General features: G+C 72.7%; 27 protein-coding genes and 1 tRNA gene. 19 read left to right on the top strand and 9 right to left on the bottom strand.

The features are described from left to right. Window positions 1-12 precede the first annotated feature (12 nt). The 3 genes from GA0070621_RS20615 (at window position 13) to GA0070621_RS20605 (ending at window position 4,656) form a co-directional block, all read left to right on the top strand. Window positions 13-1,419: an MFS transporter gene (locus GA0070621_RS20615; RefSeq protein WP_091198441.1), complete on the top strand. Its 1,407-nt coding sequence runs from the start codon at window positions 13-15 to the stop codon at window positions 1,417-1,419. Then, on the top strand, window positions 1,419-2,963 hold the full coding sequence (locus GA0070621_RS20610; RefSeq protein ID WP_091198439.1) for a pyridoxal phosphate-dependent decarboxylase family protein: 1,545 nt from the start codon (window positions 1,419-1,421) through the stop codon (window positions 2,961-2,963). Before GA0070621_RS20615 ends, GA0070621_RS20610 begins: the two co-directional genes overlap by 1 nt. A 103-nt stretch (window positions 2,964-3,066) precedes the next feature. After that, window positions 3,067-4,656: a D-glucuronyl C5-epimerase family protein gene (locus GA0070621_RS20605; protein ID WP_091198437.1), complete on the top strand. Its 1,590-nt coding sequence runs from the start codon at window positions 3,067-3,069 to the stop codon at window positions 4,654-4,656. A 61-nt stretch (window positions 4,657-4,717) separates the two neighbouring features. Here the strand turns inward: GA0070621_RS20605 and GA0070621_RS20600 are convergent, their stop codons facing one another. The 3 genes from GA0070621_RS20600 to GA0070621_RS20590 form a co-directional block, all read right to left on the bottom strand. Then, the gene (locus GA0070621_RS20600; RefSeq protein WP_167667098.1) at window positions 4,718-5,044 is read right to left on the bottom strand and encodes a hypothetical protein; all 327 of its coding nucleotides are present in this window, start codon (window positions 5,042-5,044) and stop codon (window positions 4,718-4,720) included. 84 nt (window positions 5,045-5,128) lie between these two features. Beyond that, window positions 5,129-6,346, bottom strand: a complete 1,218-nt coding sequence (locus GA0070621_RS20595; RefSeq protein WP_091198435.1) for a hypothetical protein — start codon at window positions 6,344-6,346, stop codon at window positions 5,129-5,131. Then, on the bottom strand, window positions 6,339-6,908 hold the full coding sequence (locus GA0070621_RS20590; RefSeq protein ID WP_091202661.1) for a SigE family RNA polymerase sigma factor: 570 nt from the start codon (window positions 6,906-6,908) through the stop codon (window positions 6,339-6,341). Before GA0070621_RS20590 ends, GA0070621_RS20595 begins: the two co-directional genes overlap by 8 nt. A gap of 138 nt (window positions 6,909-7,046) precedes the next feature. On the opposite strand from GA0070621_RS20590, the gene GA0070621_RS20585 reads away from it, so the two are divergent. Next, on the top strand, window positions 7,047-7,622 hold the full coding sequence (locus GA0070621_RS20585; RefSeq protein ID WP_091198432.1) for an NADH-quinone oxidoreductase subunit B: 576 nt from the start codon (window positions 7,047-7,049) through the stop codon (window positions 7,620-7,622). A gap of 25 nt (window positions 7,623-7,647) precedes the next feature. On the opposite strand, the gene GA0070621_RS20580 is transcribed toward GA0070621_RS20585, so the two are convergent. Continuing rightward, on the bottom strand, window positions 7,648-8,694 hold the full coding sequence (locus tag GA0070621_RS20580; protein WP_197673917.1) for a glucose 1-dehydrogenase: 1,047 nt from the start codon (window positions 8,692-8,694) through the stop codon (window positions 7,648-7,650). A gap of 113 nt (window positions 8,695-8,807) precedes the next feature. On the opposite strand from GA0070621_RS20580, the gene GA0070621_RS20575 reads away from it, so the two are divergent. Together GA0070621_RS20575 and nuoH are read left to right on the top strand one after the other, a co-directional pair. After that, window positions 8,808-9,533 (top strand): NADH-quinone oxidoreductase subunit C, encoded by a 726-nt coding sequence (locus tag GA0070621_RS20575; protein WP_091198428.1) that lies wholly within the window; start codon window positions 8,808-8,810, stop codon window positions 9,531-9,533. Next, a complete protein-coding gene (nuoH, locus tag GA0070621_RS20570) occupies window positions 9,533-10,495 on the top strand; it encodes an NADH-quinone oxidoreductase subunit NuoH (protein ID WP_091198426.1) in 963 nt (320 codons plus the stop codon). Before GA0070621_RS20575 ends, nuoH begins: the two co-directional genes overlap by 1 nt. Before the next feature lie 13 nt (window positions 10,496-10,508). Here the strand turns inward: nuoH and GA0070621_RS20565 are convergent, their stop codons facing one another. Then, window positions 10,509-11,579, bottom strand: a complete 1,071-nt coding sequence (locus GA0070621_RS20565) for a glutathione S-transferase family protein (protein ID WP_091198424.1) — start codon at window positions 11,577-11,579, stop codon at window positions 10,509-10,511. Between the two features lie 95 nt (window positions 11,580-11,674). Between GA0070621_RS20565 and GA0070621_RS20560 the strand changes: the two genes are divergently transcribed. The 9 genes from GA0070621_RS20560 (at window position 11,675) to GA0070621_RS20520 (ending at window position 21,152) form a co-directional block, all read left to right on the top strand. After that, window positions 11,675-12,106: an ester cyclase gene (locus GA0070621_RS20560; protein ID WP_091198422.1), complete on the top strand. Its 432-nt coding sequence runs from the start codon at window positions 11,675-11,677 to the stop codon at window positions 12,104-12,106. A 180-nt stretch (window positions 12,107-12,286) separates the two neighbouring features. After that, window positions 12,287-12,877: a NuoI/complex I 23 kDa subunit family protein gene (locus tag GA0070621_RS20555; protein WP_091198419.1), complete on the top strand. Its 591-nt coding sequence runs from the start codon at window positions 12,287-12,289 to the stop codon at window positions 12,875-12,877. Then, complete coding sequence (locus tag GA0070621_RS20550) at window positions 12,874-13,452, top strand: NADH-quinone oxidoreductase subunit J family protein (protein WP_091198417.1); 579 nt, start codon at window positions 12,874-12,876, stop codon at window positions 13,450-13,452. The genes GA0070621_RS20555 and GA0070621_RS20550 overlap by 4 nt, the downstream gene beginning before the upstream one ends. Next, window positions 13,449-13,793 (top strand): NADH-quinone oxidoreductase subunit NuoK, encoded by a 345-nt coding sequence (gene nuoK / locus GA0070621_RS20545; protein ID WP_091198414.1) that lies wholly within the window; start codon window positions 13,449-13,451, stop codon window positions 13,791-13,793. The genes GA0070621_RS20550 and nuoK overlap by 4 nt, the downstream gene beginning before the upstream one ends. A gap of 11 nt (window positions 13,794-13,804) precedes the next feature. Continuing rightward, on the top strand, window positions 13,805-15,751 hold the full coding sequence (locus GA0070621_RS20540) for an NADH-quinone oxidoreductase subunit 5 family protein (protein WP_197674089.1): 1,947 nt from the start codon (window positions 13,805-13,807) through the stop codon (window positions 15,749-15,751). Next, complete coding sequence (locus GA0070621_RS20535) at window positions 15,748-17,253, top strand: complex I subunit 4 family protein (RefSeq protein WP_091198411.1); 1,506 nt, start codon at window positions 15,748-15,750, stop codon at window positions 17,251-17,253. The genes GA0070621_RS20540 and GA0070621_RS20535 overlap by 4 nt, the downstream gene beginning before the upstream one ends. Next, on the top strand, window positions 17,250-18,713 hold the full coding sequence (locus GA0070621_RS20530) for an NADH-quinone oxidoreductase subunit N (protein ID WP_091198409.1): 1,464 nt from the start codon (window positions 17,250-17,252) through the stop codon (window positions 18,711-18,713). The genes GA0070621_RS20535 and GA0070621_RS20530 overlap by 4 nt, the downstream gene beginning before the upstream one ends. Window positions 18,714-18,864: 151 nt before the next feature. Further along, window positions 18,865-19,743 (top strand): zinc metalloprotease HtpX, encoded by an 879-nt coding sequence (gene htpX / locus GA0070621_RS20525; RefSeq protein WP_091198404.1) that lies wholly within the window; start codon window positions 18,865-18,867, stop codon window positions 19,741-19,743. Window positions 19,744-19,892: 149 nt separating this feature from the next. Further along, window positions 19,893-21,152: an MFS transporter gene (locus GA0070621_RS20520; protein WP_091198401.1), complete on the top strand. Its 1,260-nt coding sequence runs from the start codon at window positions 19,893-19,895 to the stop codon at window positions 21,150-21,152. Window positions 21,153-21,156: 4 nt separating this feature from the next. Here GA0070621_RS20520 and GA0070621_RS20515 read toward each other — a convergent pair whose 3' ends face one another. Next, entirely contained in the window at window positions 21,157-21,708 is a 552-nt protein-coding gene (locus GA0070621_RS20515) for a hypothetical protein (protein ID WP_157740026.1), read from the bottom strand. Further along, on the bottom strand, window positions 21,692-22,198 hold the full coding sequence (locus GA0070621_RS20510; protein ID WP_091198397.1) for a SigE family RNA polymerase sigma factor: 507 nt from the start codon (window positions 22,196-22,198) through the stop codon (window positions 21,692-21,694). Before GA0070621_RS20510 ends, GA0070621_RS20515 begins: the two co-directional genes overlap by 17 nt. A gap of 12 nt (window positions 22,199-22,210) precedes the next feature. Here GA0070621_RS20510 and GA0070621_RS29625 point away from each other — a divergent pair, with 12 nt between their 5' ends. Genes GA0070621_RS29625 through GA0070621_RS29620 form a run of 3 tightly spaced genes read left to right on the top strand, consistent with a single transcriptional unit; the run spans window position 22,211 to window position 23,134 of the window. Then, on the top strand, window positions 22,211-22,393 hold the full coding sequence (locus GA0070621_RS29625) for a hypothetical protein (protein ID WP_157740025.1): 183 nt from the start codon (window positions 22,211-22,213) through the stop codon (window positions 22,391-22,393). A gap of 53 nt (window positions 22,394-22,446) precedes the next feature. Continuing rightward, window positions 22,447-22,788 carry a PadR family transcriptional regulator gene (locus GA0070621_RS20505; protein ID WP_091198395.1) on the top strand — a complete coding sequence of 114 codons (342 nt, stop codon included), beginning with the start codon at window positions 22,447-22,449 and terminating at the stop codon, window positions 22,786-22,788. A 10-nt stretch (window positions 22,789-22,798) separates the two neighbouring features. Beyond that, window positions 22,799-23,134: a phosphotransferase gene (locus tag GA0070621_RS29620; protein ID WP_157740103.1), complete on the top strand. Its 336-nt coding sequence runs from the start codon at window positions 22,799-22,801 to the stop codon at window positions 23,132-23,134. Window positions 23,135-23,242: 108 nt separating this feature from the next. Here GA0070621_RS29620 and GA0070621_RS20495 read toward each other — a convergent pair whose 3' ends face one another. Then, entirely contained in the window at window positions 23,243-23,737 is a 495-nt protein-coding gene (locus GA0070621_RS20495; RefSeq protein ID WP_091202657.1) for a YajQ family cyclic di-GMP-binding protein, read from the bottom strand. A 147-nt stretch (window positions 23,738-23,884) separates the two neighbouring features. On the opposite strand from GA0070621_RS20495, the gene GA0070621_RS20490 reads away from it, so the two are divergent. After that, window positions 23,885-23,968 (top strand) — tRNA-Tyr (locus tag GA0070621_RS20490). A 1,684-nt stretch (window positions 23,969-25,652) separates the two neighbouring features. Here GA0070621_RS20490 and GA0070621_RS20480 read toward each other — a convergent pair. Next, window positions 25,653-26,603: a hypothetical protein gene (locus GA0070621_RS20480; protein WP_091198390.1), complete on the bottom strand. Its 951-nt coding sequence runs from the start codon at window positions 26,601-26,603 to the stop codon at window positions 25,653-25,655. Between the last annotated feature and the right edge of the window lie 210 nt (window positions 26,604-26,813).

The following is a 26,813-nucleotide window of genomic DNA, read 5'->3' as shown; positions in this document are numbered from 1 at the left end:
GCATTCGGCACCATGAGCGGGACGGGTTCGGGACCCGCCGGGCGGTTGCCCCGCCGGGTGCACGCCGGCTACGCGCTCGGCTCCCTGGTCACCGGGGCGTTCGGGACCGTGCCCGGGCTGCTCCTGTTGCCGTATCTCACCGACACGCTGGGCGTCGCGGCCGGTGTGGCCGCCGTGCTGGTGCTCCTGCCCAAGGCGTGGGACGTGCTGGTCAACCCGGTCGCCGGGCGGATCTCCGACCGGACCCGCTCCCGCTGGGGCGCGCGCCGGCCGTACCTGCTCGGCGGCGGGCTGGCGCTGGCCGGGCTGTTCGCCGCGATCTTCATGGCGCCGTTCGGGGCCGGCCCGGCCGCCGGGGCGTACGTGGCACTCGCCTTCCTGGCCACCGCGACCGCGTTCGCCTTCTTCCAGGTGCCCTACGTGGCGATGCCGGCCGAGTTGACCGGCGACCCGGCGGAGCGTACCCGGCTGATGAGCTGGCGGATCGCGGTGCTGGCGCTGGCCATCCTGGTCTCCGGCGCGGTGGCCCCGGCGGTGGTGGCCGCCGGCGGCGACGGCGTGCCGGGGCACCGCTGGATGGGCCTCTTCGTGGCCGCGCTGATCGCGGTCGGCACGCTGGGCGTGTTTCTCGGCACCCGCTCCGCGCCGACCGGGACGGTGGGGGAGACGGAGCCGAGCCTGCGCGCCCAACTCGCGGTCGCCGGCCGCAACCGGCCGTTCCGGGCGCTGCTGATCTGTTTCGTGGTGCAGTCCGCCGGGGTGGCGACCGTGCTGGCCGGGGTGAGCTACTTCGCCGACCAGGTGCTGCACGCCCCGCGGACCGGGCCGACCCTGCTCTTCGCCTGCTTCGTCGGGCCGGCGCTGCTGGTCATGCCGATCTGGACCCGGGTCGGCGCGCGGGCCGGCAAGCGGGCGGGGCTGGTCGCCGCGTCGCTGCTCTTCGCGGCCGGCGCGCTGGCCCTGGTCGCCGCACCGGTGCTCCCGGCCGCCGGGGTCTACGCGGTGGTCGCGCTGATCGGCGTCGGCTACGCCGGCCAGCAGGTCTTCGCGCTGGCCATGCTCCCCGACTGCATCGCGTACGACACCGCCCGCACCGGCCGGCGGCAGGCCGGCGTGTTCACCGGGCTCTGGACGGCCGGGGAGACCTTCGGCCTCGCCCTCGGTCCCGGCCTCTACGGCCTGGTCCTCCAGCTCTCCGGGTACGTCTCGTCGTCGACCGGGGTCGCCGCCGCGCAGACCGAGGGTGCCCGCCTGGGCGTCCTTCTCGGTTTCACCGTCCTACCCGCCCTGCTGGTCGCGCTCCCCGTCATCCTGCTCCGCGCCTACCACCTACCCGCCCTACCCGTATCGCCGGCCACGGAAAGGTGGTCGCGAACAAAAGCCGCTGATCAGGATAAGGAAGGCGCCAGAAGTCCATGATGGATGACGAGGGGGCGCTGCCCGGCGAGGGGGTGCCCGCGGCGCGGGTGCTCGACGAGATCCGGGCGTTGCGGGCCGCCGACCGGCCGACGCACGGCGGGCGGCTGTTCGCGTACGTCTACGACCCGGGAGTGGCCGGGCTGGACGAGTTGGCCCGGGCCGCGTACGGGGAGAGCGCGCACGTCAACGGGCTCGACCCGACCGCCTTCCCGTCCCTGCTGGCGATGGAGAACGCCCTGGTCGGGGCGGCTGCCCGGCTGCTCGGCGGCGGCCCGGGCACGAACGCGCCGGACGTGGTGGGCAGCGTCACCGGCGGCGGCACCGAATCGCTGATCCTGGCCGTCAAGGCGGCCCGCGACGCCCGGCCGGACCTCGCCGAGCCACGAATCGTGGTACCGGTCAGCGGCCACGCCGCCTTCGCCAAGGCGGCCCACTACCTGCGGGTGGCGCTCGATCCCGTACCGGTGGACCCGGCCACCCTGCGCCCGGCGGTCGCCGACGTGGCCGCCGCGATCCGGCCGGAGACCGTGCTGGTCGCCTGCTCCGCCCCGGCGTACGCGCACGGCGTCGTCGACCCGGTGACGGAGATCGCGGCGGTGGCGGCGGCGGCCGGGATCCGCTGCCACGTGGACGCCTGCTTCGGTGGGTGGACCCTGCCCTGGCTGCGGCGCCTCGGCGCGCCGGTGCCGCCGTTCGACTTCGCCGTCGACGGGGTCACCTCGATCTCCGTCGACCTGCACAAGTACGCGTACGCCCCGAAGGGGGTGTCGGTGCTGCTGCACCGGGACGCCGGGCTGCGTGCCCCGCAGTACTTCGCGTACGCCGACTGGCCCGGGTACACGATGGTGAACCCGGTGATCGCCTCGACCCGGTCGGGCGGGCCGATCGCCGCCGCGTACGCCACCCTGCGCCACCTGGGCGAGGACGGCTACCTGCGGCTGGCGGCGCTGACCCGGGAGGCGGTGTCCGGGCTGGCCGATGCGGTACGCGCCGTCGACGGGCTGCGGCTGCTGGCCGAGCCGGAGTCCACTGTGGTCTGCTTCACCAGCGACGACCCGGGCCTCGACCTGTTCGTGCTGGTCGACGAGCTGACCGCCCGTGGCTGGCACACCCAGCCCCAGCTCGCGTACGCCGGTCTGCCGGCCAGTGTGCACCTGACGGTGACCGCGGCGGTGGCCCCCCGGGTGGCCGACTTCGCCCCGGCGCTGGCCGACGCGGCGGCGGCGGCCCGCGCCGCCGGTCCGGTGGTGTTGCCGGCGGAACTGCTCGCGCTCGCCGGAAGCCTGACCCCGGAGGCGCTCACCCCCGAACTGGTCGCCGGACTCGCCGCCGGCCTGGGCCTCGGCGCGGACCCCGCCGCTTCGACGACCGACGGCCCCGGCTCGCCCGCACCGGCCGGCGGGACCGGTGCGACCACACCGGCCGGCGGGCCGTTGCCGGACCGGACGGCGGTGGTGAACGCCCTGCTCGACGCCGTGCCGGTGCGGCTGCGGGAGCGGCTGCTGGCCGAGTTCGTCGGCCTGCTCCAGCGGCCGACCTGGTGACGCGGGTCGTCCGTTCGGCCGCCAGGTCAGGCGAATCGGGGCCGGTTCGATCCGGCATTTCCTGGATAGCCTCCGGTTGTGCCGATAACACGGGGGTGTTCGCATGGCATCTGGTTCCCTGCCGGGTGGTGTCCGGAGGGCCGTGGCGGTCCTCGCCGCCGGGGCGCTGCTCGGTCTGACGCCCGTCACGGCCGCCCGGGCGGCATCGTCCGGTGTGGACCGGTCCCCGGACGTGTCCGTGCCCGACACCGGGTGGAGCCCGGACCCGGTTGCCGAGGGCACGCCACGGCTGCCGTCCCGGGACGTCAAGAAGGTCAAGGAAGAGCAGCGGCAACATCGGTCGGTCCGCACCGCCGAGGCGCCCGGGGTGACCGGGTACGCCCGGGACGGGCACCTGCCGAAGGATCTGCCGTTGGCGGCCCAGCCCACCAACAACAGCCCTGCCCCGCTGGTGGACCGGGGGCTGCACGACGCCGCCGGCGTACGCATGTTCAGCTTCGCCGGCAAGATCTGGGATCATCCGGTCGCGCAGGCGCAGTGGGGCCTGTCGAACCTCGCCGCGTACCGGACCACGAAGGACAAGCGGTTCCTCGACCGGGCGATCGCCAACGCGCAGCGCAATGTGGACCGCAGGGTCGAGTCGCAGGACGCCTGGTTCTACCCGTACGACTTCGATCTCAGCCGGTGCGCCGGTCGTGCGCTGCTGCGTGCCCCGTGGTACAGCGGGATGGCGCAGGGGCAGTTGCTCAGTCTCTTCGTGGGGCTGGCGGAGCTGACCGGGGACGAGAAGTGGCGGACCGCCGCCGACAACACCTTCCTGAGCCTGACCCTGGCGCCCAGCACCAAGGCGCCCTGGGGCAGCTGGGTGGATCCGAACGGTTACCTCTGGCTGGAGGAGTACCCGGTGACCGCCGGCACCACCGGTGAACGGGTGCTCAACGGCCACATCTTCGCCCTGTACGGCGTCTACGACTACTGGCGGCTCACCAAGGACGACCGGGCGGTGGCCGTCTTCGACGGGGCGGCCAGCACCGTGCGCCGCTACGTGCCGACCCACTTCCGGGTGACCCGGTGGGCCAGCAACTACTCGATGGGCTGCGCCAGCCCACACCTCAAGTACCACCAGATCCACACCGCGCAGAGCCTGAAGCTCTACGAGATGACCCACTCGGGCACCTTCGCCACCTACGCCTACACGCTGCGGTCGGACTACCCGGTTCCGGCGGTGAACGGCACGGTGTCCTTCTCGGCCGGCACCCACGTCGGCTACAAGTTCAACAGCAAGGGCGGGATAACCGCGCAGAAGACGCTGAAGCTGAGCCGCGCCTCCACCGCCCTCGCCAACTCGCGGACCCGGGTGTACGGCCGGAACATCTACTACCAGATCACCAACGGGGCACTCGCCGGCTATCTGGTGCCCGAGGCGTACGGCCAGCGCGTGCTGCTCGGCAGGGCGGTGGAGCACCGGTACACCCCGACCCGGGTGCTCTCCTTCCAGCCCGGCACCTACACCGGCTACGCGTACAACAGCAAGGGCACGGTCACCGGCTCCAGGCGGATCACCTTCTCGAAGGCGTCCGTGGCGCCGCTCGGGGCGACCGCCTGGGTGAACGGCCGGCTCAGCTACCAGGTCACCGCCGGGGCGTACCTCGGCTACTGGCTGCCGCACACCACCGGTCTCGCCTTTAGTTGAGGCGGCGGAACAGCGCGGCCCGCCCGGGATTCCGGGCGGGCCGCCTTCGGTCCGGGGCTGGTCAGCCGGCCGCCCTGACCGTGAACGACGTGGTGTTGTCGGCCGGGTTGACGTCCTCGACCGGCGCGCAGTAGCAGTAGTTGCCGGTCACCGTGTACGAGCCGGTGCCCAGTACGCCCGCCGGGGTCCCGGTCGGCGCGCTGAGGATGACGTCGACGGTCCGCTCCTCGCCCGGCATGAACCGGCCGCCCGGCACCGTGAACCAGTCCGGGAAGCTCGGCATGTCCTGCGGCTCGATGTGGTGGACGGCGACGCCCGCCGGAAGAGCGGCCTCGACGTCGAGGTGGAACGACGGGGCGTCGTTGCCGTAGCGGACGGTGACCGGCATCCGGCTGCCGGCTGCGAAGGCCTTTGTCGGGAAAGTGACGTGATGGCCCGATGTGAGTGGGCGGCTTCCGAAGGGGAGCCGCGCTCACCCGGGCTTTCGGGGAGTGACGTGGTTGTCCTCCGGCCTCAGATCCGGCCAGTTCCGGTCCTGCGCGTCGTAGTGGACGACCGTCACCGTCGGCGGATCGGCCGCCAGGGCCGGGTCGATCAGAAACCGGAAGGTGTACGTCCGCTGCGCGCCGGACCGCAGGCTGCCCAGGAGACAGGTGTCGGTACCGGACGTCGTCACCATCCGGCATCGCGACAGGTCGCCGCCTGCCAACTCCCCGACGGTGGTGAGGTAGTCGAACCCGACGTGCGCCACGTCCACCGGCCCCTTGTTGGTCACCGTGACCGTGAGTGAAGCGGCCTGCTTTCCGTCGGCGTCCGGCGGGTTGAGGACCAGGTCGCCCGCTACCAGGGTGAGGTCGGTCAGCCGGGGGTCGGTCCCGAACTTCGTCGGCCCGGCGGACTGGTCGAACCGGTCGCCGGTCCAGGCGTACGTCCGCCACTGCTGCTGCGCCCACCACTGGGGTGTGTCGCAGCAGGGCTGGATGCTGCCCACGCGCGCCCGGATCTTCCCGTCGGCCTGCACCGAGAACCCGGTAATGTCCGGGAGTTCGTCGAAGGTGCCGACGACCTGGCCCATCGTGGTGATCCGGCCGGTGGCGTCCCGGTCGAAAGCCACCAACTGCTTCGCCTGCGCCTCACCGATGCGGCAGCCCAGCAGGGCGACGGTCTCGGCCGCGCCGTCACCGTCCAGGTCGCCGTAGCCCGGCTCGCCCAGCAACGCCGGCACGGCTTTCCCGCTGGTCACCGGCCCAGGAACGAGCCGCACCTGCGCCGTCGTGCAGGTCTTCTCGACGTACGACGGCCAGTTCGGCAGGTCGACGCGGGCGGCGAGGAGTTGGGCACGGCTGATCCGACCGTCCGGCGCGCCCGGGGTGGGACTTGCCGTGCTCGGCGTCGCGGACGGGGTCGGCGACGGAGAGGTCGGCGATGGAGTGGTCACCGACGGGGTCGGGTCCGCGCTCTCCGCCGGCACGGGCGCCGGGCCGGAGCGCCCGTCCAGGGCCGCGTTCGCCGCGACCGGGATCGCCACGGCGAGCACCACGGCCGCTGCGGTGGCAACCGCCGTGCGCCGGCGACGGCGACGGACCGTCTCCCGTACGGCGGCCGTTCCGGCCGGCTGGACAGTCGGGGCGTACGCCTCACGGAACGCGGCGAACTCGCCGCTGATCATGATGTCGTCGATCTCAGTCATGGTCGTTCACCTCGTTAGTGGTGGCCAGTTGCGCCGCCAGTGCCGTCCGGCCCCGGTGCAGCCAGGACTTGACCGTGCCCTCCGGCACGCCCTCCTGCTGCGCGATCTGCGTGACGGAGAGATCGGCCAGGTAGTGCAGCACCACGGCCCGGCGCAGGCTCGTCGGCAGCTGCGCCAGGGCGACGGTCAGCGCCACCCGGTCCGGCCCCGGCCCCGGCACGTGCTCCTCCCGCTGGCGTTGCAGCCAGGACTGGGCGGTCCGCAGCCGGCGCCAGCGACTGGCGGCGAGGTTCCAGGCGACCCGGCGTAACCAGGCGACCGGGTCGTCGTATCGGGACACCCGCGACCAGCGGGCGAACGCTCGGCAGAATGCCTCCTGGACCAGGTCCTGCGCCTGCGACAGGTCACCGCAGTAGGCGGCGAGCTGGAGCGTCAACGACCGGAAGTGCGCATGGTAGAAGCCGTCGAAGTCGATTTCGCCGGCTTGCTCCGGCCGCCCCGGCTGTCCGGTCGCGAGCCCGGGTGGCGGCTCGCCGAGCCGCGGCTCCCTCGTCATCGTCATCTGATCCTCCCCGTGCAGGGTCACCGCCGTCGCGGCCCACGCCGGTCACACGCGTCGATGCCGGCTGCGGTTGCGCCGGTGACGACCTCCGCCGCTGTGGTTGACTGTCATGTCGGGGACACACAAGGGAGGCTTGAGGTGCAGTTGCCGGCGGTGCTCGGCGAGCCGATCCGGTTCGTGCTGAACTGGGGCCGCCGCTACTCGCTCTGGGTGTTCAACTTCGGGCTGGCCTGCTGCGCCATCGAGTTCATCGCCACCAGCATGGGGCGGCACGACTTCATGCGGCTCGGGGTGATCCCGTTCGCCCACGGCCCCCGGCAGGCCGACCTCATGGTGGTCTCCGGCACGGTCACCGACAAGATGGCGCCGGCGATCAAGCGGCTCTACGACCAGATGCCCGAGCCGAAGTACGTCATCTCCTTCGGCGCCTGCTCCAACTGCGGCGGCCCGTACTGGGACTCGTACTCGGTGACAAAGGGGGTCGACCAGCTCATCCCGGTCGACGTCTACGTGCCCGGCTGCCCGCCCCGCCCGGAGGCGCTGCTGCACGGCATCCTCCGCCTCCAGGAGAAGATCGCCGCCGAGGAGTCCGGTCTCGGCGGCGTACCCCGCCCCGACCGGCTCGCCCCGCCGGTCGACCCGCGGCCCGCCGAGAGCACGCCCCGCCCGGTGGAGTCACTCACCGCGCCACCCGTACGCCCGCCGGCCGGCTGAGGCCACCCGCCGCGCGAGCCCGGACTCACCGCTCGAAGTCCAGCACCACCTTGATGTCCCCGCCCGACGACGTGTACGCCTCGGTGTACGACGAGACCGGCACCCGGCGGGTGATCAGCGAGGTCAACCAGGACTGGTCGGCCCGGGCGAGCGCCTCGGCGGCCAGCTCCCAGTGCCGCCGGTTGGCGTTCACCGAGCCGAAGACCACGTTGTTCTCCAGCACCAGCTCCCGGTTGAGCGCGCCCGCGTCGAAGTCGATGGTCCGGCCGCCGCTGGAGACCCCGGTCAGGCAGACGATGCCGGTCGGCCCGGCCTTGCACATGGTGTCCAGCACCACCGAGGGCGCCCCGGTGCACTCCACCACCACGTCCGGCGCGAAATCCAGCTCGCTCACCGGCGAGGCGTGGTACGTCGCGCCGAGCGCCCGGACCAGCTCCGGTTTCGGCCCGGTCGTGGCCCGGTCCAGCACGTGCACGGAGAGCCCGCGCTGGGTGGCCAGCAGCGCGGCCAGCAGGCCGATCGGGCCGGCCCCGGTGACCAGTACGCTCTGCGGCTTCCACTCGGCCCGGGTGCCGATCCGCTCGATGTGGTCCCACGCCTTCGCCACCACGCTGGTCGGCTCCAGCAGCATCCCGACCGGGGCGAGCACCGGGTCGAGGCCGACGGCGAACTTCGGCTGCACCCGCCAGCGGTCCCGGGCGAAGCCGGGCAACGCCTTGATGCCGTGCTCGGTGTAGAGGCCGTTGCGGCACATGTCCCACTCGTCGACCGCGCAGTTCGGGCAGGGCACCGGGTCGGGATGCCGGACGATGCCGGCCACCAGGGAGCCGGGGTGCAGGGTCCCGGTCGGGTCCTCCAGCACCCGGCCGAGCGACTCGTGCCCGAGCACCAGCCGTTCCTGACCGGGCGGCGCCTCGCCGTACGCGCCGGCGATGATCTCGTGATCGGTGCCGCAGATCCCCACCGCGAGCGCCTCCACCAGGATCGCGCCCTCCTCCGGGGCCGGCTCGGGCCAGTCCTCGATCAGCCGGAGCGAGTCGGGCACCTCGGGAGTCACAGTCACAGCGCGCACGCTGCTCATCTTTCCGCGCCGGAACGTCGTCCGCCCGGCAAAGCGGCGTATCCCGCCGGGGGAGCGCGGGCGGCCCGGCGCGGGTGGTGGCCGGCGGCCATAGGATCAGCGGCATGACTCCGGAAGAGATCGGCCGGCGGTTGGTCGCGCTGCTCGCGCCCGTCGAGGCCACCGCGTCGGTCTCCGGCGGTCAGCGGTACGCCCGCGCCACGGTCGACGTACCCGTGGCGAGCTGGCGGGACGCGGTGCGCACGGCCCGCGACGACGCCGAGCTGCACGGCGACTACTTCGACTGGCTGTCGGCGGTCGACGAGCTGACCGAGGGCTTCGACGTGGTGGTCCACCTCTGGTCGACGCGGCACCGGCACGGGCTGCTGCTGCGGACCCGGGTGCCCCGCGAGACGCCGGTCGTGGCGTCCATCGTCGACCTCTTCCCCGGCGCCGCCTGGCACGAACGCGAGACGTACGAGATGTTCGGCGTCTCGTTCGACGGGCACGGCGAGCTGCGCCCGCTGCTGCTTCCCCCGGAGTTCGAGGGGCATCCGCTGCGTAAGGAGTTCGTGCTCGCCTCCCGGGTGGCCAAGCCGTGGCCGGGCGCGAAGGAGCCGGGGGAGTCGGAGGCCGGCGGCGGTCGCCGGCCGATGCGGCCACCGGGCGTGCCGGCGCCGGGGGAGTGGGGGAGCACGCCCACGCCCGCCGGCGCGGCCGGGGCGGGCGAGGGCCCCCGCGGGGGTACGCCGGCCCGGCCGGCCCGGGAACGCCCCGCACGTCCCGCTCCCGGCGAGCGGCCGACCGGCCCGCCCCGGCAGGAGCCCGCCCCCGAGGAGGGTGACGCCTGATGCCCGTCTGGTTGGAGCTGGTCCTGCGGGTGGCGGGCGTGCTGGTCGCCTTCCTCGTCCTGCCGCTGATCGTCGGGCAGACCGAGCACAAGGTCATGGCGCACATGCAGGGCCGGCTCGGCCCGATGTACGCGGGCGGCTTCCACGGCTGGGCGCAGCTGGTCGCCGACGGGCTCAAGTTCGTGCAGAAGGAGGACGTCACCCCGCGGGACGCGGACCGGCCGGTGTTCCGGCTGGCACCCGCGGTGGCCCTGGTGCCGTACCTGCTCGCCCTGCTGGTGATCCCGCTCGGCCCGGGCGACCTGGTCGGGCAGCCGCTGGACATCGGCCTGTTCTTCGTGCTGGCGGTGGTCGGCATCGGGGTGCTGGCGGTGCTCATGTCGGCCTGGGCCTCGGCCAACAAGTACAGCCTCCTCGGCGGGCTGCGCGGCGCCGCCCAGCTGCTCGGCTACGAACTGCCGCTGGTGCTGGCCGCCGCCTCGGTGGCGATGGCGGCCGGGACGCTCAGCCTGCCCGGGATCGTCGAGGCGTGGCGACCGTGGTGGCTGCTCTGGCAGGCGCCCGCGATGGTGATCTTCTTCGTCGCCGGGCTGGCCGAGATCCGGCGACCCCCGTTCGACATGCCGGTGGCCGACTCCGAGCTGGTCTTCGGCTACATGACCGAGTACACCGGCCTGCGGTTCGCGTTCTTCCTGCTCGCCGAGTACGTCGGCATCGTGGTGATCGCCGCGCTGACCACCGTGCTGTTCCTCGGGGGCTGGCAGGGTCCGTTCGCGGACGCCCAGCTCGGCTGGCTGTGGACGCTGCTCAAGGTCTTCGCCGTCGCGTTCGTGATCATCTGGCTCCGGGTGTCGTACCCCCGGCTGCGCGAGGACCAGCTCCAGCGTCTCTGCTGGCTGGTGCTGGTCCCGCTGGCCCTCGCGCAGCTGGTCCTCACCGCCGCCGTCCGCCTCGCGCTGTGAGGAAGGGCCCTTCTCAACGCGTCGGGTAGGAAAATTCGGAGTGCAGCGGCGTGTGGGCGGGGTCGACGCGCTCGGCGGGCGGCGGGGGTGGGGGCGGGGTGCCGTCGCCGAACGGACGGCCGCCGAGCGCCTCCCGGCCGTGCGGGGTGAGCCAGTTCGACAGGTCCGGACCGAGCGGCACCACACCGGTCGGGTTGATGTCCCGGTGCACCTCGTAGTAGTGCCGCTTGATGTGGTCGAAGTCGACCGTGTCGCCGAAGCCGGGGGTCTGGAACAGGTCCCGGGCGTACGCCCAGAGCACCGGCATCTCGGTGAGCTTCTGCCGGTTGCACTTGAAGTGGCCGTGGTAGACCGGGTCGAAGCGGACCAGCGTGGTGAACAGCCGCACGTCCGCCTCGGTGATCGTGTCGCCGACCAGGTAGCGCTGCCCGGCCAGCCGTTCGCTCAGCCGGTCCAGCCGGTCGAAGAGCCGGTGGTACGCCTTCTCGTACGCCTGCTGGCTGCCGGCGAAACCGCACCGGTAGACGCCGTTGTTCACGTCCGCGAAGACCACGGCGTTGACCTCGTCGATCTCGGCGCGCAGCCGCTCCGGGTAGAGGTCGGGCGCCCCCTCACGGTGGTAGGCGGTCCACTCCGTGGACAGGTCCAGGCTCATCGGCGCGTAGTCGTTGGTGACCACCTGGCCGGTCGGCACGTCCACGATCGCCGGCACGGTGATGCCCCGCTCGTACCCGGGGAAGCGCTTGAAGTACGCCTCGGCCAGCCGCTCGATGCCGAGCACCGGGTCCCGCCCGCCCGGGTCGAGGTCGAAGGTCCAGCTCCGCCGGTCGTGGGTCGGGCCGGCCACCGCCATCGAGATGGCGTCCTCCAGCCCGAGCAGCCGGCGGACGATGATCAACCGGCTGGCCCACGGGCAGGCCCGGCTCACCGCGAGCCGATACCGGCCGGGCTCCACCGGCCAGCCGCTCCGCCCGTCGGCGGTGATCCGGGTGGCGATGTAGCGCTGGTCCCGGGTGAACTCGCCGCCCGGCTCGACGTACTTGCCGCCGGTACGGTCCAGGATCTCGTCGCCGCTCTCGGTCAAGACGGTGCCTCCTGTCGCTGTCGCTTCGTCCCATCATGGCCGTTGGCGGCCGGTCCGGCAGGCCCGGCGCGGCGATCGGGGGCTAGGCTGCCGCGGTGACCGATGTGGAGGCAGCGGCGCGACGCTTCATCGCCGACGTGTGGAACGCGACCCGCGAGGAGACCGCGTACGAGCTGGTCGCCGAGGACTGCCCGGGGTTGGGCGGGACCGGGCCGGCGGCCACGCTGGCCTGGCACCGGGACCGGCGGGCGGCCTTCCCGGACCTGCGCTACAAGATCGTGGACGTGGTGGCCTCCGGTGACCGGGTGGCCCTGCACTGGCGTGCCGCCGGCACCCAGGCCGGGCAGTTCGGCCCGGTGCCGCCGACCGGCCAGGTGGTCAGCTACTCGGGGGCGACCTTCCTGCGCTTCGACGACAACGGTCGGATCGTGGACGTGTGGAGCGTCAACGAGCTGTTCCAGGTCCTCCAGCAGCTCGGCGTCGAGATGATCCCGCCACCGCCGGGGCTCACCGCGACCGGCGAGTGATCCGGCCCGGAGCCCCGGAAGCCGCCCCGGAGCCGTCGGAGCGCCGCAATGCGCCGGGTGGTGGTCGCGCGCGCCGGGGGCACAGGGCAGGATGGGCGGCATGAGCGAGCGGAGCGAGCGAATCAGCCAGCTCAGCGCGGGGGTGCCGCACGGCGTCGGTGAGCGAAGCGAGGCGACGGCGTGAGCGAGCGAGGCGGCGTGCCCGGCCAGGGGCTGGTGAAGGGGCTGGCGGTCACGCTGAAGACGATGACCCGCCGTTCGACCACCCAGCAGTACCCGGACGTGGCTCCCGAGCTGCCGCCGCGTTCCCGCGGGGTGATCGCGCTGTTGGCCGAGAACTGCACGGTCTGCATGCTCTGCGCCCGGGAGTGCCCGGACTGGTGCATCTACATCGACTCGCACAAGGAGGAGGTGGTGGTGCCCGGTGCCGCCCGCCCCCGCCAGCGTAACGTCCTCGACCGGTTCGACATCGACTTCTCGCTCTGCATGTACTGCGGCATCTGTGTCGAGGTCTGCCCGTTCGACGCGCTCTACTGGTCCCCCGAGTTCGAGTACGCCGAGTACGACATCAAGGACCTGCTGCACAACAAGGACCACCTGGGCGAGTGGATGGTCACCGTACCGCCGCCGCCGGCCCACGACCCGCAGGGCGACCCCTCCAAGGAGGAGACCACGGCCGCCCGCAAGGCCGCCGCCCCCGCCGCGCGTCCGGCCCCTTCCCCGGTACGCCCGGAGCCCGACGCCGGGCAGGGCGGAGGCGCGACCACATGACCGGTGCGGACGTGCTGCTGCTCGCCCTGGGCGCGGTGGCGGTGGGTGCCGGCGCGCTGGTGGTGGGCACCCGGCACCTGGTCCGGGCCGGCCTCTGGCTGGTGGTCTGCCTGGGCGCGCTGGCCGGCGACTATCTGGTGCTCACCGCCGAGTTGGTGGCCTGGGTGCAGGTGCTGATCTACGTCGGCGCGGTGGTGGTGCTGCTGCTGTTCGCGGTGATGCTGACCCGGGCCCCGATCGGCGCCTCGGACGACCTGGACCGGCCCGGCTGGCCGGCCGCGCTGATCGGCGGCGGCAGTGGGCTGGGCCTGGCCGTGCTGCTGGTCGACGCGTTCCGCTGGTCCCGGGTCGAGCTGCCCGCCGCCGGCACCGCCGAACGCCTGGGCGAACAGGTCTTCCGTTCCTGGGTGCTGCCGTTCGAGGTGCTCTCCGTGCTGCTGCTCGCCGCGCTGGTCGGCGCGATCGTGCTCTCCCGTACGGACATCGGCCGGCCCGGCGCGGCGGCGGCCGGTCCGGCCCGATCGGGATCGTCCGGCGTGACGGTTCCGGCCGTCGACGAGGGCGGGCGCCCGTGAGGCCGGTCGTCCCGTACGTCACCGCCGCGCTGCTGTTCGGTCTCGGCGTCTACGGCGTGCTGCGGCGCCGCAACGCCGTCCTGGTGCTGATGGCCGTCGAGCTGATGCTGAACGCGGTCAACCTGATCCTGGTCACCGCGGACACCACGGTCCGGGCCCAGCTGCCCCACGCCGGCCAGGTGTTCGCGCTCTTCGTGATCGTGCTCGCCGCCGCCGAGATCGGCGTCGGGCTGGCCATCGTGCTCCAGCTCTACCGGCTGCGGGCCAGCGTCGCCGTGGACGACGTGCCGCTGACCGAGCCGCAGCCGGCGGCCAGGACGGGTGACGAGGTGTCGCGGTGAGTGACGGGACCATGGTGACCGGCGCGACCACCTGGCTCGCGCCGCTGCTGCCGGCCGTACCGCTGGCCGCCGGCCTGGGCGGGCTGCTGCTGCCGCCGTCCCCGCGCGACCACGCGCTCGGCGAGACCCGGGCCCGGCGGGCGGCGATCGCCCTCGGCGTCGCCGGCGCGGCCGTGACACTGCTGATCGCGATCCTGCTGCTGACCCGGATCGACCACCCGGTCGAGGCCGGTACGACCTGGGTCGACCTGGGCGGGCTCCGGGTCACCCTCGGCTACCGGCTGGACGGGGTGGCGGTGCTGGTCGCCACCGCGGTGGCCGCGGTGGCCCTGGCCGTGCAGGTCTACTCGATCGACTACCTGAAGCGCGGTCCGCACGACGACGTCGACGTGGACCACCGCTACCCCCCGTACGCGGCGCAGATCAGCCTCTTCACCGCCGCGATGCTGACCGTGGTGGTCTCCGGCGACCTGATCCTGCTGCTGGTCGGCTGGGAGGTGATGGGCATCTGCTCGTACCTGCTCATCGCCCACGACCGGCGGCTGCCCGAGGCGCCGGGGGCCGCGGTGAAGGCGTTCCTGGTGACCCGGGTCGGTGACGTCGGCTTCCTGCTCGGCATCGCGCTGCTCGGCGTCGGCGCCGGCAGCTTCCGGATCGCGGACGTGCTGGCCCACGACTATCCGACCGGTACGCTCACCGCCGCCTGCCTGCTGCTGCTCGCCGGGGTGGCCGGCAAGAGCGCCCAGTTCCCGCTGCACACCTGGCTGCCGGACGCGATGGCCGGGCCCACACCCATCTCCGCGCTGATCCACGCCGCCACCATGGTCGCCGCCGGGGTGTACGCGGTGGCCCGGCTCTACCCGCTCTTCGAGCGCGCCCCGGCCGCGCTGGCCGTGCTCGGGGTGATGGCCGCGGTCACCCTGCTGCTCGGCGCGTTCGCCGCCACCGCGCAGGACGACATCAAGCGGGTGCTGGCCTGGTCGACGGTCTCCCAGATCGGCTACATGACCGGGGCGCTCGCCGTCGGCGCGCCCACGGCGGCGCTGTTCCACCTGCTCACGCACGCCGCGTTCAAGGCGCTGCTCTTCCTCGCGGCCGGCGCGGTGATCCACGCCGTCGGCACCACCCTGATGTCCCGGATGGGTGGCCTGCGCTCCGGTATGCCGGTCACCTTCTGGTGCATGCTGGTCGGCCTGGGCGCGTTGGCCGGGGTGCCGCCGCTGTCCGGCTTCTGGAGCAAGGACGGCGTGCTCGCCGCCGCCGAGTCCGCCGCGCTCGACGGCGCCGGCCCGGGCTACGCCTGGGTGGGCTGGCTGGTGTGGCTGGCCGGGCTGCTCGGCGTCGCGATCACCGCCTGGTACGCGACCCGCCTGCTGCTGCGCACCTTCTTCGGCGCCGCGCGCAGCCCGTTGGTCCGCCCGCACGATCCACCGGGGCTGATGCGCTGGCCGGTGCTGCTGCTGGCGGTGCCGGCCGCGCTGCTCGGCCTGGCCGCCTTCTGGGCGCCCTTCACCGATCGGATCTTCGCGCCGATCACCGAGGCGGAGCTGACCGATTTCGGCGTCTCCCTGGTCCACGTCGGCACCGCCCTGGTGCTGGCGTTGGTGCTGCTGCTGGCCGGGGTGGCGGTGGCGTGGTTCGGCTGGCGCCGCGACCCGGCCGCCGACCCGGCCCGCTTCCTGGGCCCGCTGCGGCCGGTCTTCGCCCGGGCGTTCCGGCTCGACGACGTCCAGCACGCCCTCGTGGTACGCCCGACGACCGCGCTCGCCGGGGCGGTGCGGGCCGGGGACGAGCGGGGGGTCGACGGCCTGGTGGAGGGGAGCGGCCACGCCGCCGTGGGGCTGGGCGGCGGGCTGGCCGCGCTGCACCGGGCGGCCCTGCCCCGCGCGGCGGCCGGCGTGCTGGCCGGCGCGCTGCTGATCGGCCTCGCGGTCGCCCTGATCGGAGTGGCCTCATGACGTTCGGGCAGTTCCTGCTGGTGGCGGTCGTCGCGCTGCCCGCCGTGGGCGCGGTCGCGGTGGCCGCCACCCCGGGCGACCGGGCCGGCCGCCTGGTCGGCACGGCCGCGGCGGCGCTGACCCTGCTCGCCACCCTGCCGCTGCTCGGCGGCGCCCACGGCTGGGTGCGCTACGGGCCGGCTCCCGCCGTACGCCCCTGGCACGAGGTCGACCTGCCCTGGGTGTCCGGCCTGGATCTGCGCTTCCACCTCGGGGTGGACGGCATCTCCTGGCCGCTGGTGGTGCTCACCGCCCTGCTCACGCTGCTCTGCTGCGGATACACGCTGTGGCGGGTGCCCGAGGGCGGCGGCAGCGGGCGGGCCCTGGTGGCGCTGCTGCTGGTGGTCGAGGTGGGCATCCTGGGCACCTTCCTCGCCCTCGACCTGGTGCTCTTCTTCCTGTTCTTCGAGGTCGTCCTGCTCCCGATGTACGCGGTGATCGCCGGTTGGGGCGGCGACGACCGGCGGCGGGCGGCCCGCAAGTTCGCCCTCTACACCCTGTTCGGCTCGGTGCTGCTGCTGGTCGGCGTCTACCTGGTGGTCGCCGCCGCGGGCACCGCCGACCTGGTCACGCTGACCGGTGGGTCCGGGCTGTCCCGGGGTACCCAGCTCGCCGCGTTCACCCTGCTGGCGCTCGCCTTCGCGGTGAAGAGCCCGCTCTGGCCGTTGCACTCCTGGCTGCCCGACGCGCACACCCAGGCGCCCACCGTGGGCAGCGTGATCCTCGCCGGGGTGCTGCTCAAGATGGGCACGTACGGCCTGATCCGGGTGGCGGTCGGGGTGGCTCCGGAGGGCGCCCGCTGGGCGGCCCCGGTGCTCGGGGTGCTGGCCGTCGCGGCGATCCTGGTCGGTGGCCTGGTCTGCCTCGCGCAGGACGAGCTGAAGCGGCTGATCGCGTACTCCAGCGTCGGGCACATGGGCTTCGTGCTGCTCGGGGTCGCCACGCTCACCGCCACCGGTCTCCAGGCGGCCCTGATCGGCAATATCGCGCACGGCGTGATCACCGGGCTGCTCTTCTTCCTGGCCGGGGCGATCAAGGACCGTACCCACACCGGAGCGCTCGCCGAGCTGTCCGGGCTGCGGGAGACCGCACCCCGGCTGGCCGGGCTGCTCGGCTTCGCGGCGGTCGCCTCGCTCGGGCTGCCCGGGCTGGCCGGCTTCTGGGGCGAGGCGTTCGCCGTCGTCGCCGCCGTACGCCGGGGCGGCCCGCTCTGGACCACGCTCGCGGTGCTGGCCGCGCTGGGCGGGGCACTGGCCGCCGCGTACCTCCTGCGGCTGCTGCGCCGGGTCACCCACGGCCGGCCCAGTCCGACGGTCGGGCGGGTCGCGCCCGGGCTGGCCGGGGCGGAGTTGACCGCCTGGGCGCCGCTGGTGCTGCTGGCCCTCGCCGTCGGCCTGGCCCCGACCCTCGTCCTGTCGTACGCCTCCGGACCGGTCGACGCCCTGCTGGAGGTTTTCAGATGAGTCTCGTGCAGAGCGTGGACCATGTGGCGCTGCTGCCGGCGTACCTGGCCGCCGGCACGGCCGTACTCGTGCTCCTGGCCGACCTCCTGGTGGCCCGCGTCGCCGTCACCGTGGCGGTGGCCGCCACCGGCGCGACGGCCACCGCGCTCGGCGCGGCCCTGGCCGGTACGGGCGGCGAGCGGCGCACCTTCTGCGTCGGCGCCGACTGCTCCTACGTCTTCGGCGGCCGGGCCGCCCTGGTCGGGGCGCTCTTCGCCCTGCTCACCCTCGGCGTGCTGGCGCTCTCGGGTCCGCTGTTGCGGGCCGGCCGGGTCCCGGTGGGGGAATACTGCTTCCTGCTCGCCTGTGCGATGACCGGCGGCGTGGTGCTCGGCGCGGCCGGTGACCTGATCACCCTGGTCGTGGCGCTGGAGACGCTCACCCTGCCGCTCTACGTGCTGGTCGGGCTGCGCCGGGGCAGCCTGGCCGGCGCCGAGGCGGCGGTCACCTTCTTCGTGGTCAGCGTGGTGGCCACGGCGGTGACCCTGCTCGGCGCGGCGCTGCTCTACGCGGTGACCGGTGCCCTGCACCTGGACCGGCTCGGCGTAACCCTGGCCGCCGACGCGGGGCTGCGCGGCCTGCCGCTCACCACGGTCGCGGTGGCGCTGGTGGTGGCCGGGCTGGCGTTCAAGGTCGCCGCCGTGCCGTTCCACGCCTGGGCCCCGGCGACGTACGACGGCGCGCCGCTGCCGGTGGCCGCGTACCTGTCGACGGCGTCGAAGCTGGGCGGGGTGGTGGCCCTGCTCGCGGTGGTGCAGCGGGCGCTGCCGGGCACCGTGACCGGGCCGGTGCTGGCCGGGCTGGCGGTGCTCACCATGACCGTCGGCAACCTGGTGGCGCTGCGCCAGCGGCGTACGGTCCGGCTGCTCGCCTGGTCCTCGGTGGCCCAGGCCGGCTACATTCTCGCCCCGCTGGGCGCGCTCGCGCTGGCCGCCGGCCGCACCGCCGACGCCCGTGCCGGGGCGTACGCGGCGGCCGTCGCGTACGCCGTCTTCTTCGTACTGCTGGAACTGGCCGCCTTCGCGGCGCTGGTGGCGCTGCGGCCGGCGGACGGCGACGGCGGCACCCTGGCCGACCTGCGCGGCGCGGCCCGGCGGCACCCGTGGGTGGGTGGCGCGTTCGCGCTCGCGTTGGTCGGGCTGGCCGGACTGCCGCCCGGCCTGGCCGGCCTGTTCGCCAAGGTGACCGTGGTCCGCGCCCTGCTGACCGGGCACTCGGGCTGGCTTGCCCTGCTGGTGGCGCTGAACGCGGTGCTCGGCCTGGCCTACTACCTGCGCCTGGCCGCCACCCTGTACGCGACGCCCGGCCCGGCCACGGCCCGCCCGGCGCGGGTGGTGGTCGTGGCCCTCGGGACCGCCACCGCCCTGGCCGTGGTGGTCGGCTTCGCCCCGCAGATCGTCCTGGATCTGGCCGCCCGCTGATCGGCGTTTTGTCCCTCCGTGCGTGGATGGCACAGCCGGCTCACAGAAATTCCCAGCCAACTTTCAGCCATGGGCAGGATGGTTGACGGGTACCGGTGTTGTTGAACCGGTCAGCGGCCCCCGCGCGGGTCCGCGCACCGAAGGAGCGATCGTGCATCACAACCGTCTGAAGACCGCAGCGCTGCTCGGCCTGTTGACCTCGCTGATCCTCGCGGTCGGCTACTGGTTCGGCGGGAGTGGCGGCCTCGTCATCGCCGTCGTCGTCTCGTTGCTGATGAACGGCGTCACCTACTTCTACTCCGACAAGCTCGCGCTGCGCTCGATGGGGGCGCAACCGGTCAGCGAGGCGCAGTTCCCCGAGCTGTACCGGATGGTCCGTGAGCTGTCGACCCAGGCGGGCCAGCCGATGCCCCGCCTCTATGTCAGCCCCACGTCGCAGCCCAACGCGTTCGCCACCGGGCGTAACCCGCAGCACGCGGCGGTCTGCGTCACCCAGGGCATCGTCGAGATCCTCGACTACCGCGAGCTGCGCGGGGTGATCGGGCACGAGCTGTCCCACGTCTACAACCGGGACATTCTCATCTCCAGCGTGGCGGCCGGGCTGGCCGGCATCATCACCATGCTGGCGAACCTCGCCTTCTTCATCCCGCTGGGCTCCTCCGACGACGAGGACGGCCCGAACCCGGCGGTGCTGTTGCTCACCCTGATCCTCGGCCCGATCGCGGCCACCCTGATCCAGTTGGCGATCAGCCGCAGCCGCGAGTACCAGGCCGACCAGTCCGGTGCCGAGCTGAGCCGGGATCCGCTGGCCCTGGCCAGCGCCCTGCGGAAGATCCACATGGGTACCCAGATGCGCCCGCTGCCCGCGCAGGGCCAGCTCACCAGCACCGCCCACCTGATGATCGACAACCCGTTCAAGCGGGGCGGCGGCATCGCGGCCATGTTCGCCACCCACCCGCCGATGGAGCAGCGGGTGGCCCGGCTGGAGCAGATGGCCCGCAACGCCGGCCCGGTGCAGTTCCAGCGCTGAGCCACCTCGTCTCCGCCCGTGTCCGACAGCCGGACGCGGGCGGAGCCGTCTTCCGCCCGGTGTGAGCGAGCCGACCATCTCCAGCCCGACCTGGGGCGTTAGGGTCGGAAGGGATTCCACCCGTTACCTGTCTCCTCGGAGGTGCACCCGTGCGCGCTCTGCGCCAGTATCTGGGCGTCTGGCGGATCCCCGGCGCGCCGATGCTGCTGATCCTCGGCATCATCGGCCGGCTCGGGATCGGGATGACCCCGCTGGCGCTGCTGCTCGTGGTCCAGGGGGTGACCAACCGGTACTCGCTCGCCGCGGTCGCCGGCGGCATCTACGCGCTCTCCGGCGCCGCGCTCAGCCCGGTCGCCGGGCGCGTCGCCGACCGGGTCGGCCCCACCCCGGTGCTGCTGGTCACCGCCGTCGCCCACCCGCTCGCCCTCTTCGGGCTGCTCTGGGCGAGCCGGTCCGAGGCCGTCAACCTCACCCTGATCTACCTGGCCGCCGGGGTCGCCGGGGCCACCTACCCGCCGCTGACCGCCGCCATCCGGGGAGCCTGGAACGACCTGACCACCGCCGCCGCCGGCCGGGCCCACCTGCGCAACACCGCGCTCGCCGCGGAGACCTCGCTCTTCGAGGTCGTCTTCGTGCTCGGCCCGCTGCTGGTGGCCGGTTTCGTCCTGTTCGCCGACGCCGCCGCCGCGCTGGTCGGGTCGGCGGTGGTCACCCTGGTCGGGACCACCGCCGTCGCGCTCGGCCAGGTGATGCGGAGCTGGCGACCGCACCCCCGCGAGCACCACGCCAGGGGGCTCGGCCCGCTGCGGGTCGGTGGCTTCCCGGCCCTGCTGCTCTGCGTCGCCAGCCTCGGCATCGCGTTCGGGGCCGCCGGGGTGACCGTCCCGGCGTTCGCCGGGAAGGCCGCCGCCGACGACCCGGAGAGCCTCGCCGGCGTGCTGCTCGCCGTCTGGGGCATCGGCAGCGCCGTCGGGGGCTTCTGGTTCGGCGTACGCCGGCCGGCGGCCAACATGACCCGCCAGTTCGCCTGGTTGCTCGGTGCCGTCGCGGCCAGCTTCGCCGTGTTCGCGGTGATGCCGACCCCGTCGGCGCTCGGCGTGGCGCTGGTGCTCGGTGGGGCCACCATCGCCCCCGCGCTGACCCTGGAGAACACCCTGGTCGGCCGGATCGCCCCGGCCGGCATGCTGAACGAGGCGTACACCTGGGTGGTCACCATGTCGGTGGCGGCGAGCGCCGCCGGCGGCGCGGTGGCCGGGCTGATCGTCGACCACACCGGCGGCGTGCCCTGGGCCTTCCTGTTCGCCGGGGCGGCGGTCGCCGTCGGGGCCGCGGTCGCCGCGCTGCCCGCCGGCCCCATCGCCCGTGCCGAGGCCACCGCGGTACGCGTCGAACAGCCGGTCGCCGCCTGACGGCTCACCCCTCGCCCGGTAGCAGCACCCGCTCCACCCCGGGCAGGTTCTCGACCGCCTGCTTGATCCGGACCGGGTCCTCGGAGCGGGCCAGCAACCAGCCGTAGGTGTACTGGCCCGTCCGGTCCGGCCGCGTCGAGACCGTCTCGCCCCAGTTGCACTTGATCTGTGCGGTGTGGCGCAGTTCCCGCAGCGTGCCGACCAGCACGTCGAGCTGCGCCGGGGTGGAGTCACGCCTGAGGACGATGCGGACCGTCGCCGGGGCCTCCGTCCCCCAACCGCAGGGGTCCGGCGACGGCGTCCCGGTGCCGGCCGGGCCCGCCGCCGTGCCGGTGGCGCCGCCGGTCGCCCCGGGCCGCGCGGTCACCGCCGGCCCGGCCAGGCCGGGCAGCAGGGCCGCGCTGCCACCGACCGCCACCGCGGTCGCCCCGACCAGGACCGCAGCCCGTCTGCGGGTACGCGCCCGGCCCCGGGCCCGGATCTGCGCCGGGGGAGCCAGCCGCAGGCCGGTCAGGTCCTGTTCCAGATCCACCAGCGCCTCACGAATGTGCGACATGGGATTCCTCCTTCTCGTCGTCGTCCAGCAGGATGGCGAGCGCGGCCCGCGCCCGGGAGAGGTACGCCTTCACGGTCCCGACCGGCATCCCAGTGACACGGGCGATCTCCGCGACCGGCAGGTCCTGGAGGTGGTACAGCACGACGACCCGCCGCTGCGCCTCCGGCAGCCGGCGCAGCGCGGCCAGCAGCGCCACCCGGTCCGGGTTCGGCCCGGGCACCGGGGTCTCCCGGCCCAGCCGCGACCGGGCCGCCCACCACCGCCGCAGGCTGCGCCACCGGTTGGCGGTCAGCCGCCAGGCCACCGTCCGCACCCAGCCCTCCGGGTCCTCGTACGACCCGACGGTCGACCAGCGCTGCCAGGCCCGGGCGTACGCCTCCTGCACGGCGTCCTGCGCCTCGGCCAGGTCGCCGCAGAGCGCGTAGACGTGGTGGACGACCCGCCGGGCGGTCGCCGTGTAGAAGGCGTCGAATTCGTCGGGCCTCGTCATGCCCACCTCCCCGTGTCCGGCTCTCCACCACCAGACACCCCGCAGGGCGCCGCGCGGTTACTCGGGGATCAAGGCGAGCCGTGGCGGGTACGCACCGACATGTTCGTCTTCTTCTCGAACCGGATCGGCTGCCTCGGCTCGATCCTGGCCAGCGCCATCCTGACGGTGATTCTGCTGCTGATCTTCGCGCGCTGAGCCGGGCCGACCGCACGGTTGACGTGATATTACGGTGAACGTAATATCCTGTCATGCGGGAGCCCACCTTTCTCATCCTCACCGCCCTGGCCGCGCGGTCGCTGCACGGCTACGGGATCATCCAGGCGGTCGACGAACTGTCCGCCGGCGACGTCAAGCTGGGTGCCGGCACCCTCTACGGCGCACTCGACCGTCTCGCCGAGCAGGGCCTGATCGAAGTCGATCGCGAGGAGGCCGTCGACGGGCGGCTGCGCCGCTACTACCGACTCAGCGACCACGGCGCGGTCGCACTGCGCGCCCAGGTGGAGCGACTACGCCGACATGCCACGGCAGCCGAGACCCAGCTGAACAAGCGACCCGGCCAAGCCCTCGGCTTCGGGACGGTGACCGCATGACCACCGCCGCCTGGCCGACGTCGACGCGGTCATCGCGATCTGGGAGGCGCTGGCCGCACCAGCCTGGGACGGTCCGCCCGTCTGGAGCCACGGTGACCTGCTGGCGGGCAACGTGCTGGTCAAGGACGGCCGGCTCTGCGGTCTGATCCGGGTTCGACGACGCGACCTGGGCGCGCGGCAAGGGTTGGGCGCTGACCTTCATCAGCGCCCTGACCTACTACCGGGACACCAACCCGACGATGTACGCCGCAGCCCAGCGGGCGGTAGGAGTGGTTCTTTCCGACCGCGCCTGACCCCGGAGGCGCTGTTGCTCCACGACCAAACCCGCTCTTCACCCGGGTCCTGATGCCGATCCGTCACGCACGTTCCCGAGGCCGGGTACGCGCCGTGATCGTGCGTACCCGGCTCGGTCAACTATCCAGATGGAGGCGTGACTGGCTCGACCAGTGACCTCTTACCTGTAGTTGGTGAACTGAAGGGCGACGCCGAAGTCCTCGCCCTTCAGCAGCGCGATGACGGCCTGAAGGTCGTCCTTCTTCTTGCCGGTGACCCGCAGCTGGTCGCCCTGGATCTGGGCCTGGACGCCCTTCGGGCCCTCCTCACGGATCTTCTTGCTGATCGCCTTGGCCTTGTCCGAGTCGATGCCCTGAATCACCTTGGCGTCGACCTTGAAGATCTTGCCCGACGATCGCGGGTCGCCGGCGTCCAGCGACTTGAGCGAGATGTTCCGCTTGACCAGCTTCTCCTTGAACACTTCCAGGGCGGCCCGGACGCGCTCCTCGGTCTCCGCCTGGAGGCTGATCGCCTCCTCGCCCGACCAGGAGATCTCCGCGCCGGTGCCGCGGAAGTCGAACCGCGTCGCGAGCTCCTTCTCCGCCTGGCGGAGGGCGTTGTCGACCTCCTGCCGGTCGACCTTGCTCACGATGTCGAACGACGGGTTCGCTGCCATGCTCATGCTCCTGCTGTCCGGCGGTCTGTCCTGTTCCGTCCCCCGCTGACCAGCGGTGGGACCCCCTGACGGTACCCGGTTGCGTGAGTCCTGGGGGCAACCGCTATCCTTGCTTCCGCTGCCGCGTTCCACGCGGTGGCACGCCCTGGCGGGTTGCCCGAGCGGCCAATGGGAGCGGACTGTAAATCCGTCGCGAAAGCTACAGAGGTTCGAATCCTCTACCCGCCACCAGGTGCGATAACGGCCCCTGACCAGCAGAAATGCTGATCGGGGGCCGTTGTCGTTTGTCTGGCGGAGTCCGGCTGCGTCCAGCCATTCACGGCTGGTTGTGGGCAGATCGTGGGCGGGTCGATCTTGCCCTCTGAGGGCTCTTCTGAGGCTCTGAACGCTGGGGTTGGTGGGGCTTGCCTGGCCTGGCGCGGGCCGTGCGTGTGGCGACCGGCTGAGGGCTTCGCGGTGGGCGTGGCCGGCTGCGGGTGATGGGCCGGGGGCAAGCCAGTCCCGGGGTTGGACTGGCGCGGCAGTCGGAAGCCCCGACCGACGACCAGGCCGACCCCTTCGGCTTCCGTACGGCATGGCCGTGATGGTGCCGGCTCGTTGCCTCGGCGGGTTGGGGGCGGCGGTCCCGGCGGCAGTCGGTGGCTCTCCGCCCCGGCGCCGAAGGCAGCCGGGGCGGCTTGCCGCCGGCCGGCTCACCGCCCCGCGCCGCGCGGAGCGCGGCGCCTTGATCCAGAACAGAGGAAATCGGCAGTAGCGTGGGGAGAGGGGGACCAGGGGAATAAGACATCTCGCTTACAAGCTCTGTGCATCTCGTCCGCGCTCGTCCAGGGCGCGTCGAGAGGTCGGGATAGAGTGCGTCGCCGCTCGTGTCCGCCCGTCGCCGTCCGGTTCCGTTGCTGTCATCGCTAGCACGTCGAACCGAGTCCGCCGGCTGCTCAGTGCTCCGCGCAGGAGCCTCGAAACCCGCCTGGTCATTGCAGTCACACCATTCTTCGAGCATGGTGAATCGATGAGGCGATCCGAGCCGTACGGCGAACACCTTGAGGTTCTACTCGCTCTGATTACCTACATGGGCCTCACCGGCTGGCGCAGCCGGGCACCCCATGGCCTTGCCCGAGACCAGGCCTCGACGAGGCGAAGGTAGCCGCTGCCCTCGCTAGGTTCCCTGGCTTGTTCCGTAAGGGAGATCTCCACGAGACAGAGGCCGGACCGCAGCATTCGTACACGCTGCATGCGCGGTACGCGCTGCGTCGGCCTCGTCGTCACCGCGTTGTGAAGCAGGCCACGCGTGGGTTCGACGGCCGACCGTCGTCGCCGAGCGACCCCACGCCAGCACAGGACGGTAGGGGGGAGGAGTTAGACGCCGACACCCTTCGCGCGCTGCTGGACTTCGTATCGCAGGAAGCGCGAGCCGAGCGAGAGATGCGCCATCAGCGTTTGTCGCAGGTCTGGGTGCTCCTGGGTGTCGGCGTCGCCGCTGTCGCCAGCGTGGTTGCGGCAGTCATACAGGCGGCGTCCTAGCCGTGGTCTGCTCATTACGAGTCCGCTGCCGGGTGCTCGTCCACCGCCTGGTGCTCGTGCCCGACATGGCGGCTCGGTCCGCGATTGTCCGCTGATGTTCGCCGTGGCTGCTCAGGGCGACACGGACCTCGCTAGCAGAGATCAAGGCCAGGTCCGTGCATTTCCGCTGGAAGTAAGGGCCCTGGTTTTCTGACCTCCGGGCTGCCGCCGACAGGGCTCCTGCCCTGTCGAAACGCCTTCCGTCGCTTTCCGGCCTCTTCCGCCGCTACTCGCGCTCGGTTGTGCCGGATCTGTGCCGAGCGATCATCCGGAAAGTCGGGAAGGACGAGTCCCTGCGGCGATGAGGGATTCTGGCGGGGTGAGCGCTGTCCGGGTCACCCACCCCGGCCCCCCATCACAACGACGCGTTGATCTGGTCGAGACCCTGCTGTGCGAGCTCACGGACCTCTTCCCGGGCCGCGTCAAGCGCGAGGGGCATGAGGAAACCCTTGAGGGCGGCGAGCACCCGGCGGACTCGCCGTGGTTCTGGGTCCCGCTGCTGCACCTCGGCCAGCACCTCGTTCGCAGCCGCCTCAATATCCAGCTGGTCGTCGGGGTCGAGGCCGAAGGCCGGGAGCTGCTTGAGGATTGCGGCGACGGCTTCCGCAAGCGGCTCGAAACCCGGCGCAACCGCCGGGGTGGTCTGGTTCTGCGTCACGTCGCGGTTGCCCCACGCCCACTGCCCGCCCTGAGCGTTCCCGTGGATCACCGGGCCGTGGTAGTTCGTCGGCCCGTAGCCGCGCTGGTCCCGCAGGTATTGCGACACGTTGCCCTCCCAGTCGGTGACGCAGTCGATGCCCTCGCTCGTGATCTCGGCCCGGACCGGGCCGCGGAGCTGGTCGACATTGACACCTTTGATCAACCGTTTGTCGGCGAGGTACTCGGCCGCGTCCTCGATCTCGATGTCCGAGAAGCGGGTGCCTTCCCAGAGCGCCTCGTCGTCATCGCCGAACTCGCCGGTGATCGGCATGTGAACCTGAGCGATGCGCTGCCGGTAGAACCATCGCAGAAGGCCAGTCCGGCACGCCCCCGCGCGCAGTGCCGGGTCAGCGCGCCGACGCCGACGCTCCAAGACGTCGGCGATCCCGTACGACGTGAGGAGAGCGCAGGGGTTGCCCATCCCCGATGCCTTGTCGTTCAGGAGGCCCTGGTCCCGGCAGAACCGAAGCAGCGTGTACGCACCGTCCCGATTCAGGCCCACGCCTTCGGCGAACTCCATGATCGGAATGTTTTCCGTGACGCTTCCGTGTGCCTTCTCGTAAACCCAGTCCATGAGTTGATCACGAAATGCGACAGCGTTGGGCATGGCTGATCTTCCTGACGCTAGGTGACAGACCATCGGAGATGGTACGGAGCAGCACTGACAAATCTGCCGTCACCCATTCGCGCCTCACGCTGCAGCCTTAAGGCCTTGCGCCGCGTCCGTTGGCCTGGGCCGACATGCACTTCGCACACTCCGACCCAGGCCCTCTCGCCATCGCCTCAAGTCCTACGCCTGATGGACTGCGCCGGCCGA

The sequence above is a fragment of the Micromonospora narathiwatensis genome (genome assembly GCF_900089605.1).
GTDB classification, from domain to species: Bacteria; Actinomycetota; Actinomycetes; order Mycobacteriales; family Micromonosporaceae; genus Micromonospora; species Micromonospora narathiwatensis.
This window is presented reverse-complemented; position numbering and strand designations above follow the sequence as displayed.

Coding starts and splice junctions, on each gene's coding strand:
- GA0070621_RS20615 (WP_091198441.1), top strand. CDS start 13: ATGAGCGGGACGGGTTCGGGACCCGCCGGGCGGTTGCCCCGCCGGGTG.
- GA0070621_RS20610 (WP_091198439.1), top strand. CDS start 1,419: ATGGATGACGAGGGGGCGCTGCCCGGCGAGGGGGTGCCCGCGGCGCGG.
- GA0070621_RS20605 (WP_091198437.1), top strand. CDS start 3,067: ATGGCATCTGGTTCCCTGCCGGGTGGTGTCCGGAGGGCCGTGGCGGTC.
- GA0070621_RS20600 (WP_167667098.1), bottom strand. CDS start 5,044: ATGCCGGTCACCGTCCGCTACGGCAACGACGCCCCGTCGTTCCACCTC.
- GA0070621_RS20595 (WP_091198435.1), bottom strand. CDS start 6,346: ATGACTGAGATCGACGACATCATGATCAGCGGCGAGTTCGCCGCGTTC.
- GA0070621_RS20590 (WP_091202661.1), bottom strand. CDS start 6,908: ATGACGATGACGAGGGAGCCGCGGCTCGGCGAGCCGCCACCCGGGCTC.
- GA0070621_RS20575 (WP_091198428.1), top strand. CDS start 8,808: ATGACTCCGGAAGAGATCGGCCGGCGGTTGGTCGCGCTGCTCGCGCCC.
- nuoH (WP_091198426.1), top strand. CDS start 9,533: ATGCCCGTCTGGTTGGAGCTGGTCCTGCGGGTGGCGGGCGTGCTGGTC.
- GA0070621_RS20550 (WP_091198417.1), top strand. CDS start 12,874: ATGACCGGTGCGGACGTGCTGCTGCTCGCCCTGGGCGCGGTGGCGGTG.
- GA0070621_RS20540 (WP_197674089.1), top strand. CDS start 13,805: ATGGTGACCGGCGCGACCACCTGGCTCGCGCCGCTGCTGCCGGCCGTA.
- GA0070621_RS20535 (WP_091198411.1), top strand. CDS start 15,748: ATGACGTTCGGGCAGTTCCTGCTGGTGGCGGTCGTCGCGCTGCCCGCC.
- GA0070621_RS20530 (WP_091198409.1), top strand. CDS start 17,250: ATGAGTCTCGTGCAGAGCGTGGACCATGTGGCGCTGCTGCCGGCGTAC.
- GA0070621_RS20515 (WP_157740026.1), bottom strand. CDS start 21,708: ATGTCGCACATTCGTGAGGCGCTGGTGGATCTGGAACAGGACCTGACC.
- GA0070621_RS20510 (WP_091198397.1), bottom strand. CDS start 22,198: ATGACGAGGCCCGACGAATTCGACGCCTTCTACACGGCGACCGCCCGG.
- GA0070621_RS20505 (WP_091198395.1), top strand. CDS start 22,447: ATGCGGGAGCCCACCTTTCTCATCCTCACCGCCCTGGCCGCGCGGTCG.
- GA0070621_RS20495 (WP_091202657.1), bottom strand. CDS start 23,737: ATGGCAGCGAACCCGTCGTTCGACATCGTGAGCAAGGTCGACCGGCAG.
- GA0070621_RS20480 (WP_091198390.1), bottom strand. CDS start 26,603: ATGCCCAACGCTGTCGCATTTCGTGATCAACTCATGGACTGGGTTTAC.